This window comes from Streptomyces coeruleofuscus, from assembly GCF_039532725.1.
Lineage (GTDB): Bacteria > Actinomycetota > Actinomycetes > Streptomycetales > Streptomycetaceae > Streptomyces > Streptomyces coeruleofuscus.
Genome location: NZ_BAAASE010000005.1, coordinates 737,550 through 753,448 on the forward strand (window position 1 = coordinate 737,550; position 15,899 = coordinate 753,448).

Annotated in this window: 16 protein-coding genes; 10 read left to right on the forward strand and 6 right to left on the reverse strand. The window is 70.8% G+C overall.

The window, feature by feature from the left end:
* The first annotated feature begins 36 nt into the window (after window positions 1-36).
* The 5 genes from ABFX81_RS22755 to ABFX81_RS22775 all read left to right on the forward strand — a co-directional run bounded on the left by ABFX81_RS22755 (window position 37) and on the right by ABFX81_RS22775 (window position 4,918).
* On the forward strand, window positions 37-933 hold the full coding sequence (locus tag ABFX81_RS22755) for a TIGR03621 family F420-dependent LLM class oxidoreductase (RefSeq protein WP_086848062.1): 897 nt from the start codon (window positions 37-39) through the stop codon (window positions 931-933).
* 56 nt (window positions 934-989) lie between these two features.
* Entirely contained in the window at window positions 990-1,415 is a 426-nt protein-coding gene (locus tag ABFX81_RS22760; RefSeq protein ID WP_086848061.1) for a GNAT family N-acetyltransferase, read from the forward strand.
* A 166-nt stretch (window positions 1,416-1,581) separates the two neighbouring features.
* Complete coding sequence (locus ABFX81_RS22765) at window positions 1,582-2,922, forward strand: CNNM domain-containing protein (RefSeq protein WP_086848060.1); 1,341 nt, start codon at window positions 1,582-1,584, stop codon at window positions 2,920-2,922.
* On the forward strand, window positions 2,919-3,932 hold the full coding sequence (locus ABFX81_RS22770) for a CNNM domain-containing protein (RefSeq protein ID WP_086848059.1): 1,014 nt from the start codon (window positions 2,919-2,921) through the stop codon (window positions 3,930-3,932). Before ABFX81_RS22765 ends, ABFX81_RS22770 begins: the two co-directional genes overlap by 4 nt.
* A 74-nt stretch (window positions 3,933-4,006) precedes the next feature.
* A complete protein-coding gene (locus ABFX81_RS22775) occupies window positions 4,007-4,918 on the forward strand; it encodes an SGNH/GDSL hydrolase family protein (RefSeq protein ID WP_346138562.1) in 912 nt (303 codons plus the stop codon).
* A 20-nt stretch (window positions 4,919-4,938) separates the two neighbouring features.
* Here the strand turns inward: ABFX81_RS22775 and ABFX81_RS22780 are convergent, their stop codons facing one another.
* From ABFX81_RS22780 to ABFX81_RS22790, 3 genes are read right to left on the reverse strand one after another with little or no spacing between them, the layout of a single operon-like run.
* The gene (locus ABFX81_RS22780; protein ID WP_086848058.1) at window positions 4,939-5,619 is read right to left on the reverse strand and encodes a haloacid dehalogenase type II; all 681 of its coding nucleotides are present in this window, start codon (window positions 5,617-5,619) and stop codon (window positions 4,939-4,941) included.
* Between the two features lie 53 nt (window positions 5,620-5,672).
* Window positions 5,673-6,752, reverse strand: coding sequence for a phosphotransferase (locus ABFX81_RS22785; RefSeq protein ID WP_346138563.1), 1,080 nt, complete (start codon window positions 6,750-6,752; stop codon window positions 5,673-5,675).
* 23 nt (window positions 6,753-6,775) lie between these two features.
* Window positions 6,776-8,125 carry an aminotransferase class III-fold pyridoxal phosphate-dependent enzyme gene (locus ABFX81_RS22790; RefSeq protein WP_086848056.1) on the reverse strand — a complete coding sequence of 450 codons (1,350 nt, stop codon included), beginning with the start codon at window positions 8,123-8,125 and terminating at the stop codon, window positions 6,776-6,778.
* Window positions 8,126-8,288: 163 nt separating this feature from the next.
* Between ABFX81_RS22790 and ABFX81_RS22795 the strand changes: the two genes are divergently transcribed.
* From ABFX81_RS22795 to mug, 3 genes are all read left to right on the forward strand, one after another.
* Entirely contained in the window at window positions 8,289-9,455 is a 1,167-nt protein-coding gene (locus tag ABFX81_RS22795) for an ROK family protein (RefSeq protein ID WP_086848055.1), read from the forward strand.
* A gap of 246 nt (window positions 9,456-9,701) precedes the next feature.
* On the forward strand, window positions 9,702-11,144 hold the full coding sequence (purB, locus tag ABFX81_RS22800) for an adenylosuccinate lyase (protein ID WP_086848054.1): 1,443 nt from the start codon (window positions 9,702-9,704) through the stop codon (window positions 11,142-11,144).
* A 13-nt stretch (window positions 11,145-11,157) separates the two neighbouring features.
* Window positions 11,158-11,703: a G/U mismatch-specific DNA glycosylase gene (gene mug / locus ABFX81_RS22805; RefSeq protein ID WP_086848052.1), complete on the forward strand. Its 546-nt coding sequence runs from the start codon at window positions 11,158-11,160 to the stop codon at window positions 11,701-11,703.
* 4 nt (window positions 11,704-11,707) lie between these two features.
* On the opposite strand, the gene ABFX81_RS22810 is transcribed toward mug, so the two are convergent.
* From ABFX81_RS22810 to ABFX81_RS22820, 3 genes are all read right to left on the reverse strand, one after another.
* Window positions 11,708-12,139, reverse strand: a complete 432-nt coding sequence (locus ABFX81_RS22810; RefSeq protein ID WP_086848051.1) for a hypothetical protein — start codon at window positions 12,137-12,139, stop codon at window positions 11,708-11,710.
* 78 nt (window positions 12,140-12,217) lie between these two features.
* Window positions 12,218-12,943 (reverse strand): ABC transporter permease, encoded by a 726-nt coding sequence (locus ABFX81_RS22815; RefSeq protein WP_086848049.1) that lies wholly within the window; start codon window positions 12,941-12,943, stop codon window positions 12,218-12,220.
* A gap of 2 nt (window positions 12,944-12,945) precedes the next feature.
* A complete protein-coding gene (locus tag ABFX81_RS22820) occupies window positions 12,946-13,869 on the reverse strand; it encodes an ATP-binding cassette domain-containing protein (RefSeq protein WP_086848047.1) in 924 nt (307 codons plus the stop codon).
* 108 nt (window positions 13,870-13,977) lie between these two features.
* Between ABFX81_RS22820 and ABFX81_RS22825 the strand changes: the two genes are divergently transcribed.
* Window positions 13,978-15,147, forward strand: coding sequence for a histidine kinase (locus ABFX81_RS22825; RefSeq protein WP_086848046.1), 1,170 nt, complete (start codon window positions 13,978-13,980; stop codon window positions 15,145-15,147).
* A gap of 14 nt (window positions 15,148-15,161) precedes the next feature.
* Window positions 15,162-15,824, forward strand: a complete 663-nt coding sequence (locus ABFX81_RS22830; RefSeq protein WP_086848043.1) for a response regulator transcription factor — start codon at window positions 15,162-15,164, stop codon at window positions 15,822-15,824.
* The last annotated feature ends 75 nt before the right edge of the window (window positions 15,825-15,899 follow it).

A 15,899-nucleotide genomic window follows, 5' to 3' on the forward strand; every position in this document is an offset into this window, starting at 1 on the left:
GTGGGTACTCAAGTCGCTCCGGTGTGAGGAGAGTTCATGTCGCGTCCGTTCCGCTTCGGGGTCAACCTGCTCGAACCCGCGTCCGCCGGGGAGTGGCGCGCCAAGTGCCGCCGGGCCGAGGACCTCGGGTACGACGTGATCCTCGTCCCCGACCATCTGGGCATGCCGGCGCCCTTCCCGGCGCTGGTGGCGGCGGCCGAGGCCACCGAGCGGCCGAGGCTCGGCACGTTCACGCTCAACGCGGGCTTCTGGAACCCGACGCTGCTGGCCCGCGAGGTGGCCACGACGGACGCGCTGACGGGCGGCCGGCTGGAGCTCGGCCTCGGCACCGGCTACGTGCGGGCTGAGCACGAGACGGCCGGGCTGCCGTTCGGCTCGCCCGGTGAGCGGGTCGACCATCTGCGGCGTACCGTCGAGGAGTTGAAGCGGCTGCTGGGCTCGGACGAGCACCAGCCGCAGGCGGCGCAGCGGCCCCGGGTGCCGCTGCTGATCGGCGGGAACGGCGACCGGATGCTGCGGCTGAGCGCCGAGCACGCCGACATCGCGGCGTTCACCGGGGCACGTACGGTGCCGGGCAGCACCACCGGGCAGTTGACGCCCATCACCGCGGACGAGCTCGACGAACGCGTGGCGCGGTACCTGAAGTTCACGGAGGACCACCGCGAGGAGCCGCCCGAGCTGAACCTGCTCCTCCAGATGGTGATAGGCACCGAGGACCGTGAGGCCGCCGCCCAGCCCTTCCTCGAAGCGTTCCCGGACCTGACGGTGGACCAGGTCCTGGAGCTGCCTGTCTCCCTGGTCGGCACCCTGGACGAGCTCACGGAACAGGTCCTGGCCCGGCGCGAGCGCTACGGCTTCACGTATCTGACCGTCCTGGAGCCCTACATGGAGGCGTTCGCGCCGGTCATGGAGCGGGTGCGTCGCGGGGACTGACGTCCGGATTCTGAAATGGTGCGCCCGGGGGCCGCCGTGCGTGATGCGATCACGGCATGACCGAGCTGCGCATCCGGGCCGCGACGCCCGAGGACCTCGACACCGTGCTGGCCTTCTGGAAGGTGGCCGCCGAGGGCACGAGCATCAGTGACGACCGCACGGGGGTGGAGCGGCTGGTCGCGCGCGACCCCGAGGCCCTGATCCTGGCGGAGCGGGGCGGCGAGCTGGCAGGCACGGTGATCGCGGGGTTCGACGGCTGGCGCTGCCACCTCTACCGGCTGGCCGTGCATCCGGACCACCGCCGCCAGGGCATCGCCTCCGCGCTGCTCGCCGCGGCCGAGGAGCGGTTCGTACGGCTCGGCGGGCGGCGTGCGGACGCGATGGTGCTCACGCGCAACGAGACCGCGCACCGGGCGTGGGGCGCGGCCGGGTACGGGCCCGAGGATCAGTGGCGGCGCTGGGTGAAGCCCCTCACGGACTAGGCGTGCCTGGCTGAGACACAGGGGACGGTTTTGCCCATCCTTTACTCTTGGGTGGCCACTCGGTCTGCATGAAAGGTTGTGAGCGTCCGCCCATGGGCGAGCCTCCCAGTACGCGACACCGCGCGTTCCGCCCCGTCCTGGAGAACCATGGAACGGGGGTGAACCGATGACTGAAGTGCTCCTCCTCCTGGCGGCGATCCTGCTCTCGATCGCCTGCGGCGCCTTCGTGGCGGCCGAGTTCTCCCTCACCACGGTCGAGCGCGCCGAGCTGGAGCAGGCGGTGGCACGCGGCGAGCGGGGCGCGCAGGGCGCACTCAAGGCCGTGCGGAACCTGACGTTCCAGCTCTCCGGCGCACAGCTCGGCATCACGGTCACGAACCTGGTCGTCGGCATGCTCGCCGAGCCGTCGATCGCCGCGCTGATCGCCGGGCCGCTGGAGGACATCGGCGTGTCACGGTCGGCGTCGCACAGCCTGGCGCTGGTGCTGGGTACCGCTCTGTCCACGGTGTTCCTGATGGTCGTCGGCGAGCTGGTGCCCAAGAACTGGGCGATCTCGTCGCCGCTGGCGGTCGCCAAGACCGTGGGCAACGCCCAGCGCTGGTTCAGCGCCGCGTTCCGGCCCTTCATCAGGCACCTCAACAACACGGCGAACCGTGTCGTGCGCCGGATCGGTGTGGAGCCCGCCGAGGAGCTGGCGTCGGCGCGCGGGCCGCAGGAGCTGGCGGCGCTCGCCCGGCACTCGGCCAGGGAAGGCGTGCTGGCGGCCGACACCGCCGAGCTGTTCGTACGGACGCTGAACCTCGCCGACCTGACCGCGGAGAACGTGATGACGCCCCGGGTGCAGGTCGTCGCCCTGGAGGTGCAGGCGACCCTGGAGGACGTGGCGAACGCGACCCGGGCGACGGGCCTGTCCCGGTTCCCCGTCTACCGCGGCACCCTCGACTCGGTCGTCGGGACGGCGCACGTCAAGGACGTGCTGGCGGTACCGGCGGAGCGCCGGACCCGCATCTTCGTCTCCGAGCTGATGCGCGAGCCGCTGCTGGTGCCGGAGACGCTCACCGTCGACCGGCTCCTGGACCGGCTCTCCGGCAAGCGCACGATGGCCGTGGTGATCGACGAGTACGGCGGCACGGCGGGCGTGGCCACCCTGGAGGACATCGTCGAGGAGGTCGTCGGCGAGGTGCGCGACGAGCACGACCCGCACGAGCTGCCCGACCTCGCGCCGGCCGGTGCGGACGAGGACGGGCACGCCCTGTACTCGGCCGACGGCTCCGCGCGCGTGGACCAGCTCGAGAACGTGGGGCTGCGCGCACCGGAGGGGCCGTACGAGACGCTCGCCGGGCTGGTGGCGACGGTGCTCGGCCGGATACCGGCCGTGGGTGACACCCTCGAGGTCGCCGGCTGGCGGATGGAGGTCCTGGACGCCACGGGCCGCCGGGCCGCGCGCGTCCGGCTGCAAGCGCCCCTCGACGACGAGAAGCCCGACGAGAAGGGAGTGGAGCTGTGACCGCCGTCCAGCTGCTGATCGGTCTGGCGACGCTCGTCGTCAACGCCTTCTTCGTCGGCGCCGAGTTCGCGTTGATCTCGGTGCGCCGCAGCCAGATCGAGCCCTACGCCGACCGGGGTGACCGGCGCGCCAAGAGCGTGCTGTGGGGCCTGGAGCACGTGTCCGCGCTGATGGCGGCCGCGCAGCTCGGCATCACGCTGTGCACGCTGGTGCTGGGCGTGGTGGCCGAGCCGGCGATCGCGCACCTGCTGGAGCCGGTGTTCCACGCGATGGGCGTGCCCGAGGGGGCGGGGCACGCGGTGTCCTTCGTGATCGCGCTGGCCCTGGCCACGTATCTGCACATGCTGCTCGGCGAGATGGTGCCGAAGAACATCGCGCTCGCCGAGCCGGTGCGCAGCGCGCTGGCACTCGGCCCGCCCCTGGTGACGCTGTCCCGGGCGCTGCGTCCGGTGATCTTCACGGTGAACGCGTTCGCCAACACCCTGCTGAAGCTGCTGCGCGTGGAGGCGCGGGAAGAGGTCGCCGCGTCCTACTCGGACGCCGAGATAGCGCAGATCGTGAAGGACTCCAGCGAGGCCGGCCTCATCGACGACCGCGCCCAGGAGCGGCTGCACGACGCGCTGGAACTGGGCCGCCGGCCGGTGCGTGACGTGGTGCTGCCGCTGGAACGCGTGGTGGTCGCGCGCGTGGGCGTCACTCCGGACGGGCTGGAGCGGCTGTCGGCGGAGTCCGGGTTCTCCCGCTTCCCGGTGGTGGACGAGGGGCGGCGGATCGTCGGCTATCTGCATGTGAAGGACGCCCTTGAGGCCGCCGGGCGGGATGTGCCGTTCCGGCTCCGGGACATGCGGCCCATCGCGCGCGTGCGGGAGCACACGCCGCTCGACGACGTCCTCACGGCGATGCGGGGCAGCCGTACGCACCTCGCGGCCGTCCTCGGGGCGGACGGCAGGCTGGCCGGTCTCGTGACCATGGAGGACGTACTGCGGGAGCTGTTCGGCCAGCGGACGTGAGGGTCCGGCTCCCCGAGGCCCGAGGACGGGGTGACCGACTGCTGGGTATGTGCACGGGATACTATTTCCGCGCCATGCACACGAACCCCACCTACAGCAGCCTCGTCGCGGTCGGCGACTCCTTCACCGAGGGCATGTCCGACCTGTTGCCCGACGGCACCTACCGGGGCTGGGCCGATCTCCTCGCCGCGCGGATGGCGGCCCGCACGCCCGGCTTCCGCTACGCCAACCTCGCGGTGCGCGGCAAGCTGATCCGGCAGATCGTCGACGAACAGGTGGACGTGGCGGCGGCCATGCAGGCCGACGTCGTCACCCTGGTCGGCGGGCTCAACGACACGCTGCGGCCGAAGTGCGACATGGGCCGGGTGCGCGGACTCCTGGAGGAGGCCGTGGAGCGGCTGGCCCCGTCGTGCAAGCAGCTCGTGCTGATGCGCAGCCCGGGCCGCCGGGGACCCGTCCTGGAACGGTTCCGGCCGCGCATGGAGGAGCTGTTCACCTGCGTCGACGACCTCGCCGCACGGCACGGCGCGATCGTCGTCGACCTGTACGGCGCCCCCTCGCTCGCCGACCCGCGGATGTGGGACGTGGACCGGCTGCACCTGACGCCCGAGGGTCACCGGCGGGTCGCGGAGGCGGTGTGGCAGGCGCTCGGCCACGAGCCCGAGGACACCGAGTGGCGCACCCCGATGCCGACGACGCTGCCGCCCGGCTGGGCCATGCGCCGCGCGGCGGACCTGCGGTTCGCCCGCCGGCACCTGCTGCCCTGGATCGGCCGCCGCCTGACGGGCCGCTCCTCGGGCGACGGTATTACGCCGTTGTCAGTTCCCCACTGGGGTGATCCGGTGTGCGCCGAGCACTGCCGTGAGATCGGCTGCTACTGGACCTGGGACGACCTCTGGCCGGACGGCCCGCCCGCGATGGCCCCGCACACCCACAGGGTGGCGGAACTCTCGGAGCCGTGCGTCGTGTGTGCCGCGCCGGCCTAGGTGATACGCCCGCACCTTCGTCAGATGCCGAGCATGGTGTTGAGATCGTCCAGGGACTTCACCGTCACGTAGTCGTAGCCGTGGGTCACCGGGTCGTAGCCGCGGTCCAGCAGGATCAGGTTGCGGAAGCCCATGTCGTGCATCGACTGGTGGTCGTAACGGGTGTGCGAGGCGACGTGCAGGAAGTCCTCGGGGGATGCGTCGAGCTGGTCGAGCATGTACTCGAACGCCGCGTACCGGGGCTTGTAGTAGCCGGCCTGTTCGGCGGTGAACACCGCGTGGAAGTCCGCCCCGAGCTTCGGCACGCTCTCCGCGAGGAAGGAGTCGTCGGCGTTGGACAGGATCACCAGCTTGTAGTGCTCGCCCATCTTCTTCAGCGGCTCCACCACGTCCGGGTGGGGCCCCCAGCTGCGCACGCCGTCGGCGAACCGCTTGCCCGCGTCGGGCGCCGCCTTCACACCCCACTTGCGGCAGACCCGCTCGAAGGAGTCCTGCAGCACCTGCTCGTAGGGGTAGTACTCGCCGCGGACCTGGTCGTAGCGGTAACCGCGGAACTCCCGCACGAACTGGTCCCACTGCTCCGCGGGGATCTGGTCGCCGACGAGTTCACGCGTGATGGGGGTGATCGGGTACTCGATCAACGTGCCGTAGCAGTCGAACGAGACGTATTTCGGCCGGAACTGCAACGAGGGAACGGCCATGAGAATGCTCCTGTCTCTGCTGAGGAAAACCGCACATGTTCGGGACTAGCTCTTCAGGAATGCCCGTGCCGGGCTTCCTTGAGGTGCGCGACTACGTCGTCCAGGCTCACGGCCAAGGAACGCTCGACATTGATCCAGTCGTCCTTGGCGTGACCGAGGAGGTACTCGCGCCGTTCGGGTGCGCGCTCCGCGCGCCAGTTCGTGATCAGCGCACGCAGTGTGAGTCGCGCCAACGCGGCAACCGGGAGCAGCGGAAGTTCCGGGGCCTGGATCGGCCGCTCCCGCTGGTAGCCGGCAGCGAAGGCGCAGGCGTCCCGCCAGGGATGATCCGGCGTCCTGCCGAGCAGGTTCGCCATGGGAACGGCGGGGTCGAAGATCACCGCACTGCGCACCGTGTCGCCGAAGTCGATGACACCGGTGACGAAGTGATCGCTCTTTGGATCCACCACGATGTTGTAAGGGCTGAAATCACCGTGGATCACTTGCGTTTCGAGATCACTCAGCCTCGGGACGACGTTGTCGCCGAAGAGCCGGAAGACCGATCGGGCCAATCGGCGGTGCTCGGGGCTCGGCGTGTGCTCGACCAGTCCGGTCAGCTGGTGGAAATGCCGGATGTCCCATGCAAGACCTCGCCGGTCCGCCGGGTGCGTGAACGGTCTGAGCGCCACGTCGATCAGCCCCAGCATCTCGCCGGCCCTGGCGAGCCGCTCCGCGTCCGGGTTGGCATCGGCCAGGACCTGGCCTTCGACGAAGTCGAACACCCGCAGGAACCGAGTCCTGCCGTCGTTCGACCTGATCGTGACATGGTCGTCTCCGCCTGCGGTCAGCCTCACCCGCTGGACGGGCAGGTGCGGAGCGGTGGTTTCGAGGAAGCGCATCGCGGCGGTCTGGAGGGCGACAACCGCCTCCGACTCGTCAGGGGGTGAGACCTTCACGAGGTAGTTGCCCGAGTCGGTGCTGAGTCTGAACGTGTCGTCCTTCTCGGTCGCCAGTCCCTCCAAGCGCCCGTTGAGGCGGTAGTGCTCCTCGAGGAATATGCTCACCAGCATCTCGCCGATGGGCTCGTGGGAGGACGTCAGGCCGCTCTCCGCGAGGAGCCGCTGAGCATAGTTCGTAGCTGCTGAGGCGTTCACGGTCAGTCCCTTCGGCCGGCCTGTCACAGACGGTTTTTCGCGACCTCGGCGAAGGTGTCCAGGAATCGCGTCACGTCGGCGGAGTCGAAGGCCAGCGGAGGGCGGATCTTCAGCGTGTTCGCCGACGTGCCCGTGCCGCTGATCAGGATGCGGCGATCGCGCATGTCATTGATGACGTCCTCGGTCAGTGCGCGGTCGGGCTCGAGGGTTTCCCGGTCCTTGACGATCTCCACGCCGACGTAGAGACCGGCTCCGCGGACTTCGGCGACGTAGGGGGAATTCTTGGTGATCTCGCGCAGACCCGCGCGCAGGACGTTGCCGTTCTCCAGGACGCGCTGCTGCACGTTCTCCTTCTCGAAGACGTCCAGCACCGCCGCACCGGCGGCCACAGGGATGGAGCTGCCGCCGAAGGTGTTGAAGTAACGGACGTTGCGTCCGAACTCCTCGCAGACCTCGGGGCGGAAGACCACACCCGAGATCGGCAGGCCGTTGCCCATCGGCTTGCCCATGGTCACGATGTCCGGCACCACACCGTGGCGGCTGAAGCCCCACATCGACTCCCCGAGCCGGGCGAATCCCGACTGGACCTCGTCCGCGATGTAGACACCGCCGGCCGTGTGCACTTCCTCCACCACCGCCCGCATGTAGCCGGGGGGGTCGGTGAAGATGCCGTCGCTGGAGTGGGCACAGTCGGTGATCAGGGCCGCGAGTCGGTAGCCGTGGCGCTCGAGGTCGTCGATCGCGCCGCGCACCTGCTGCCGCATGTGCTCGGCGAGCGTGGATCCGGGCGCGACGAGGCGTGGGTCAGGAGCGTCGATGAGCCGGACGTTCGGGCCCAGCGGCGAGCCCGCGCCCAGGGTCGGTGAGAAGCTCGCCACCTCCCGGGTGATGCCGTGGTAGGCCCAGCGGGTGACGATGATGCCCTCGCCGCCCGTGTGGAACCGCGCCACCCGCACCGCCAGGTCGTTCGCCTCCGACCCGCTGCACGCGATGCTCAGCTTGGACAGTTCCTCGGGGAAGGTCGAAAGAAGCCGCTCCGCGTACTCGACCAGGGCTTCCTGGACATAGCGCGTGTTGGTGTTGACCACCGCCACCTGGCGGGCGACGGCCTCGGCCACGTGGGGGTGGGCGTGACCGACGCAGGGGACGTTGTTGTAGGCGTCGAGGTAGTCGTTGCCGTCGCGGTCGGTCAGGTGGGCGCCGTGACCGGCGACAAACTCGACCGGCTCCCTGTAGATCAGTGTGTAGCCAGGACCCAGCACCTCGTCTCGGCGCTGGATGGTCCTTCGGAGGTGCTCGGGCAGCTCGCTCAGTACCCCGGGGTCGAACCGGTTGGGGTAGTGGGCGATTGCCCGACTCAGCGTCGAAGTCATCGCAGGCACACCTTCAATCTTGTTCCGGGGTTGATGGCTGCGCTGGCCGGAAACATACCATCATTCGTTCCAGTTCCAATCTGAAACTAGAAACTTTTTCACCGGGCTCACCGCCCAAACCGGTCACTGCCTGATGGCGCACGGGGCTCGCTATGGTCATCACGTGACCAACCCGACCTCACGCGACTACAACAAGGCATCGGTCCTCGACGTGGTCCTCTCCCACGCGCCCTTGACGCGGAACCAGCTCATCGAGCTGACGGGCCTGAGCAAGGCCACGGTGTCCAGAGCGGTGGAGGAGCTGCGTGCCGACGGCTTCGTCGTCGACGGCGGGGTCGACGAGATCACCGGCCGCGGCCGCCGGTCCACCTATCTGGACCTGCCCGGCACGACCGGCCACGTCGCCGGTGTCAGCTTCGGCGCCCGGACCACCGGTGTGCTGGTGACCGACCTGAGAGGTCGCGAGATCCAGCACGTGACGGTCCCCACCGCCGATCACCATGAGGTCCAGGACGCCGCGCGCTGGCTGGTCGACCTGATCGGGCAGGCCGCCCGATCCGCGCAGGGTCCTCTTCGTCAGATCGTCGCCGCAGTGCCCGGCCGGGTCCGGGGCGGCACGGAGATCTTCGGCCCCGCGGAGTCGATGAAGATCTTCGCGGGCACAGGCCTCCAGCGAGCTGTCGAAGCTCTGGTCGACGCCCCTGTGCTCCTCGACAGCGATGCCAACGCGTCCCTGCTCGGGATCCTCACCGACGACGCCACCATCAGGAACGCCGCGCTCTTCAGCGTCAGCACCATACTCAACTTCGCCAGCTGCACGGATCACGAGCTCGCCCGGGGAAGTACACCCGCCTTCGGCGACATCGGTGTGCTCTCCTCCGGAGTCGACGACGAGAACCTCGACGACTTGCTGAGCACCCGAGGTCTCCTCCGGTTCGCTCGCAAGCGGGGGCTCGATCTGGAGCGCATCGAGGATCTCTGGCTGCAACCACACGCCGAGGCGCCACACGCCGAAGTGCTGGAGGCGGTCACGACCGCGATCGTGACCGCTGTCAGTGTCGTCGCGGTGACGCTGGACCCGGAGTCGGTCTACTTCGTGGGCCGGCTGCGCCCGCTCGTCGACGTCGTCCTTCCCCAGGTGCGCGAGCGGCTCGACCAGAGCCTTCCGGCGGTGCCGGAGATCAGGACGGGTCCGCATCAGATCGGTCTGTCGACGGCACAAGGAGCGGTCTACGCGTGCCTGGCGATCGCTCAGGAACGACTGCGGGACGCCGTGCTCGGCGCACGGCACCAGAACCGGCTCACGGAGCGGTCCGCACCGGCCTTCTGAGCCGACCGCCACCGCCCTGGCTACAGCACTCATCGGCCGCCGCCGGTGCACCAGCTGAAACGATGTCCTGGGTTGAAACCGGCTGACCTCGATGAACAAGCTGTGCCGCACGGCACCGCCCTGCTGGTGCGCGCCTCAACCGTGCCACGCGGACGTGCCCGAGGCCCCGGTCGAGCACCTCTCGTAGGTTCCCACGAAGGTACCCGCGACGCTGGCCTGCACGAATCGCCAGTAGAATCCGTCCACGTGACTTCCGCTCCCGCCAAGCCCCGCATCCCGAACGTCCTCGCCGGACGCTACGCCTCCGCCGAGCTCGCCACGCTCTGGTCGCCCGAGCAGAAGGTGAGGCTGGAGCGGCAGCTCTGGCTCGCCGTGCTGCGGGCCCAGAAGGACCTCGGGATCGAGGTGCCGGACGCGGCGCTCGCCGACTACGAGCGTGTGCTCGACACCGTCGACCTGGCCTCCATCGCCGAGCGCGAGAAGGTCACGCGGCACGACGTGAAGGCGCGGATCGAGGAGTTCAACGCCCTCGCCGGGCACGAGCACGTGCACAAGGGCATGACCTCCCGCGACCTCACCGAGAACGTCGAGCAGCTCCAGATCCGCCTCTCGCTGGAGCTGATGCGCGACCGCACGGTGGCGGTCCTGAACCGCCTGGGCAAGCTGGCCGGCGAGTACGGCGAGCTGGTCATGGCCGGCCGTTCGCACAACGTCGCCGCGCAGGCCACCACCCTCGGCAAGCGCTTCGCGACCGCCACCGACGAGCTGCTCGTCGCCTACGGCCGGATCGAGGAGCTGCTGGGCCGCTACCCGCTGCGCGGCATCAAGGGCCCGGTCGGCACCGCGCAGGACATGCTGGACCTGCTGGGCGGTGACGCCGCGAAGCTCGCGGAGCTGGAGCAGCGGATCGCCACGCACCTGGGCTTCTCGGAGGCGTTCACGTCGGTCGGCCAGGTCTACCCGCGCTCGCTCGACTACGAGGTCGTGACGGCGCTGGTGCAGGTGGCGGCCGCGCCGTCGTCGCTGGCGAAGACGGTCCGGCTGATGGCCGGGCACGAGCTGGTCACCGAGGGCTTCAAGCCGGGTCAGGTCGGCTCCTCGGCGATGCCGCACAAGATGAACACCCGCTCCTGCGAGCGCGTCAACGGCCTCATGGTCATCCTGCGCGGCTACGCCTCGATGACCGGCGAGCTGGCGGGCGACCAGTGGAACGAGGGCGACGTGTCCTGCTCGGTGGTGCGCCGGGTCGCGCTGCCGGACGCGTTCTTCGCGCTGGACGGTCTGCTGGAGACGTTCCTGACGGTGCTCGACGAGTTCGGCGCGTTCCCGGCGGTCGTGACGCGGGAGCTGGACCGCTACCTGCCGTTCCTGGCGACCACCAAGGTGCTGATGGGTGCCGTGCGCGCGGGTGTGGGCCGCGAGCTCGCGCACGAGGCGATCAAGGAGAACGCCGTGGCCTCCGCGCTCGCGATGCGCGAGCAGGGCGCCGAGCGCAACGAGCTGCTCGACAAGCTGGCCGCCGACGCGCGCATTCCCCTCGACCGTGCCGAGCTGGACGCGCTGATGGCCGACAAGCTGTCCTTCACGGGTGCCGCGGGCGACCAGGTCGCCGCCGTCGTCGCCCGGGTCGAGGAGATCGTGAAGCAGCACCCCCAGGCTGCGGGCTACACGCCCGGCGCGATCCTCTGACGCGCCGCGCACGATGCCCCGTTTCACACCCGAGGAGCTTGAGGCCGCCCGCGACCGTGTCGTGCCGGACGTGGTCGCGGACGGTCTGCGGGTGCTGTTCTGCGGCATAAATCCCGGTCTGATGACGGCCGCGACGGGCCATCACTTCGCCCGTCCCGGCAACCGCTTCTGGCCGGTGTTGCACCTCTCCGGGTTCACGCCGCGGCTGCTGAAGCCGTCCGAGCAGCAGGAACTGCTGTCGTACGGGCTCGGCATCACCAATGTCGTGGCGCGGCCGACCGCTCGGGCCGACGAGCTGAGCGCCGAGGAGTACCGGGAGGGCGGGCGACTGCTCGCGGTGAAGGTGGGGCGGCTGCGGCCGCGCTGGCTGGCCGTGGTCGGAGTGACCGCCTACCGCGCCGCGTTCGACGACCGGAAGGCCCGGGTCGGGCCGCAGTCGCGGATGATCGGGGACACGCGCGTGTGGGTGCTGCCCAATCCGAGCGGGCTGAACGCCCACTGGACGGCCGAGACGATGGCCGAGGAGTTCGCGCGGCTGCGGGAAGCCGCCGGGAGCTGATCTTCTACGGCGGGTCCGTCTCCGTGACCAGGGCCAGCAGTTGGACCACCTGCGATGTGTCGCGGTCGGTGACCGCCACGGCGACCCAGCGGCCGGTGCCCTCCACCTCCCACAGGTACGCGACGCTCGCGCGCTCGCTCAACTCGGCCCACGGCCGGGGTATCTCCTCCCGCTCGGTGCGCAGCAGGACGGTCCGCAGGTTGTAGGGGGGCGTGTCGCCCCAGCGTGAGGCGAGAAGTTCGTAGACGGCGTCCCGGTCCTTCTCGTACTGGTCGATCGTCACCGCGCGGAGCGCCGGGTCGTCGTCGCCCGCGGCCTCTAACACCGCGGTGTGATGACCGGGTCCGGAAGCGCCGACGTCCGACGGGCCGTGCTCCGCCGGAAAGGGGCGGTAGCACAGCTCGTCGATGAGGGCGATGTGCTGTGCGATGTTCATGGATCCAGTAAACCCGCCGCCACTGACACTTGGCGGGGCGTCAACCCTGTCCCGGCCCTTCCCCGGTCAGCTCTCCCGTCAGGCGTCCCGGCGGCGCAGGCTCCACGCCCCCGCCAGCAGGGCGGCCGCCGCCCAGAGCGCGGTCACCGCGAGCCCCGACCACGGCCCGAGGGTGCCGTCGTACGTCTCCCTCAGGACCAGCTGTCCCGCCTTGTCGGGCAAGAAGTCGGCGACGGTGCCCGTCGCGTCGCCGATCACGAACGACACGACGAGGATGAACGGGATCAGCAGGGACAGCGTCGCCACGCCGCTGCGCAGCAGGGCGGCGAGTCCGGCGGCGAACAGGGCCATCAGCATGAGGTAGACGCCGCAGCCCACGACGCCGCGCACCTGCTCGCCGGTGCCGAGCCCGTCGGCTGCCGGGCCGAGCCCCGCCCGGGCCACGAGGAGGGCGGCGAGGGCGGTCACCAGTCCCACCAGCAGGGCCGGTACGGCGATGACGGCCGCCTTGGCGGCGAACCACCGGCCGCGCCGCGGAACCGCGGCCAGGGAGAGCCGGAGCGCACCCGACTGGAACTCCGACGACACGGCCATGGCCCCGAAGGAGACGGCCGCGATCTGTCCCGGCACTACACCCGACAGGGACGTGAACAGGGGGTCGAAGCCGGGGTCCGGGGTCTCGGAGACACCCGCTATCGCGGAGAACACCGTGGTCGCGGCGAACAGGGCCAGGAGCGCTCCCGGGAGCGAGCGGAGCGTACGGATCTTCAGCCACTCGGAGCGGAGGACGGGGGTGAGTTCCATGGTCAGGCCTCCTGCGGCTGCTGTGCGGTGAACTCGGTCTCGGCCGACGTGAGGTCGAAGTACGCCTGCTCCAAGGTGCCCTCCTGTGCCGCGAGTTCGAGCACCGGGACGCCCGCGGCTGAGGCGAGGCGGCCGATGTCGTCCACGCGTGCGTGGTGCACGGTCCAGTGACCGTCCGGGTGCTCCACGGCGTCCTGGCCGTGCCGGGCCAGAGCGCTCCGGAGGGCGGCGGGGTCGGACGTGCGGATGCGCACGCTGGGCTGCACGCGCGCGTCGATGAAGTCCCGCATCGGGGTGTCGGCCAGCAGCCGGCCCCGGCCGAGGACGACGAGGTGGTCCGCGAAGGACGCGGTCTCGTTCATCAGATGACTGGAGACCAGGACCGTGCGGCCCTCCCCCGCGAGCCGGCGCAGCAACTGCCGGATCCACACGATGCCTTCGGGATCGAGACCGTTGGACGGCTCGTCCAGCATGACCACCTCGGGATCGCCCAGCAGGGCGGCGGCGACGCCCAGGCGCTGGCGCATGCCGAGGGAGTACGTCCGCACCCGGCGCCGGGCCACCGACGCCAAGCCGGTTTCCTCCAGGACCTCGTCGACCCGCCGGTCCGGGATGCGGTTGCTGGTCGCCAGGACGCGGAGGTGGTCGCGGGCGGTGCGGGAGCCGTGCGCGGCCTGCGCGTCGAGCAGGGCTCCCACCTGACGCAGGGGTTCGCGCAGCGTCGGGTAGGCGCGGCCGCCGAGGGTGGCGGTACCGGCGGTCGGCCGGTCGAGGCCGAGCACCAGCCGCATGGTGGTGGACTTCCCGGCGCCGTTGGGTCCGAGGAAGCCGGTGACGCGGCCGGGCAGGACCCGGAAGGTGAGGCCGTCCACGGCCCGTTTGCCGCCGTACTCCTTGGTGAGGTCCTGGACTTCGATGCTGGTCATGGCAGCAGCGTGGCCGGTCGGCCGGGGTGCGGGCCTCCCCCGGCGGTGGAGATCGTCTCCCCCGCGCGGGGGAGGCTCGCTGTCAGTGGCGGCTGGCACGATGGCGCAATGGTCCGCATGCTGCGCCCGTTGACGCGGGCGGTGACGTACACGCGGTGGCTGCACCTGCTGGTGGCCATCGTGTGGCCGTCCCTGTGGTTGTTCGTCCAGGAGGCGTGGTGGACCCAGGCCACGGCCGCCGTGCTGCTTGGGCTCGCAGGCCTCGTGCCCGCCACACGACTGGTGGAGGGGTTCCAGGCCCGGCTGTTGCTGACCGGCCGGCGGCATGACAGCGAGAATGCGCAGATCGTGACCACCCCGTCGGCCACCTGGGCCGATCGCGGCCGGACGGTGGTGTGGCTGGAGGCGCGGCTGGCGCTCGGCTGGATCGTGGCCCACCTCTCCGTCCAGTTGCCTCTGCTCGCCGTCGACTTGCTGACGACGGGGTTGGGTCAGGAGCCGGCCGCCGACGGCTACGTAAGCGTCGAGGAGCACCACTGGTGGCACGCCCTGCTCGCGCCCGTGCCGCTGCTGCTGTTGCCCGTGATCGTGGTCTGGTCCGGCCGCCTCATCACCGCGCTGGCCGTGAAGCTCCTCGGCCCGTCACCCGCGGAGCGGCTCGCGGCCATGGAGGAGCGCACCGAACAGCTCCTGGAACGCACGCGCATCGCCCGCGAGTTGCACGACTCCATCGGCCACGCGCTCACGGTCGCCGTCGTACAGGCGGGGGCCGCGCGGGCGGCGGGCGACCCGGCCTTCACCGACCGGGCGCTGGGCGCCATCGAGGAGACAGGCCGGGCCGCTCTGGAGGACCTGGAGCGGGTGCTCGGTGTCCTGCGCGAGTCGGAGAAGCCCGTGAGCGGCAGGCCGACCCTCGCGGACGCCGACCGGCTGCTGGAGTCCGCGCGCGCCTCCGGGGCGAAGGTCGACGCCGAGGTGACCGGTCCCGTGGACACGGTGCCCGGGCCGGTGTCCCGGGAGGGCTACCGGATCCTCCAGGAGGCGCTGACCAATGTGCTGCGGCACGCCGGAGCCGTGCCCGTACGGGTCCGGGTGCACGTCGCGGCGGACACCCTCGTCCTCGCGATACGCAACCCGCTCACGGAGCCGGTGCCCGGCCCCGGGCGCGGCAGCGGCCTGCGCGGGATACGCGAGCGCGCCGCCCTTCTCGGTGGACTGGCGCGGACCGGCCCCGACGAAGGTGACTGGCAGGTCCATGTCGAGCTGCCGTTGAGTTGATCTACGCTGGTCCGATGCCGGTCACCGTTCTCCTCGTCGACGACGAACCCCTGGTGCGCGCGGGTCTGCGGGCCGTGCTGGAGGCCCAGCCCGACATCGAGGTGGTCGGGGAGGCCGCGGACGGGGCGTCGGTGATCCCGCTCGTGCGGCGGCTGCGGCCCGACGTGGTCGCCATGGACGTGCGGATGCCGCTGCTGGACGGTATCGAGGCCACCCGGGCGCTGCTGCGGACGGTCGACGAGCCGCCGCGGATCCTCGTGGTGACGACGTTCGAGAACGACGAGTACGTGTACGAGGCGCTGCGTGCGGGCGCCGACGGGTTCCTGCTGAAGCGGGCCCGGCCGGCCGAGATCGTGCACGCGGTGCGGCTGATCGCCGAGGGCGAGTCGCTGCTGTTCCCGGCCTCGGTACGGCAACTGGCCGCCGAGTACGGCGACGACGGCGGGAACCGGGCCGCGCGGGCGGCGATGGAGCGGGCCCAGCTGACCGAGCGGGAGGGCGAGGTGCTGCGGCTGATGGCACGCGGCCTGTCCAACGCGGAGATCGCCGCCCGGCTGGTCGTGGGCACCGAGACGGTGAAGTCGCATGTGAGCGCCGTACTGGCGAAGCTGGGAGCCAGGGACCGCACGCAGGCGGTGATCGCGGCGTACGAGTCGGGGTTCGTGGCGCCGGGCTGACCGGCGGGGGCCGGTGCCTGCCCCTCGCCGGGGTCCGCCGCGCCGAGTACGATCCGGCCAACACGCGCACGAGCT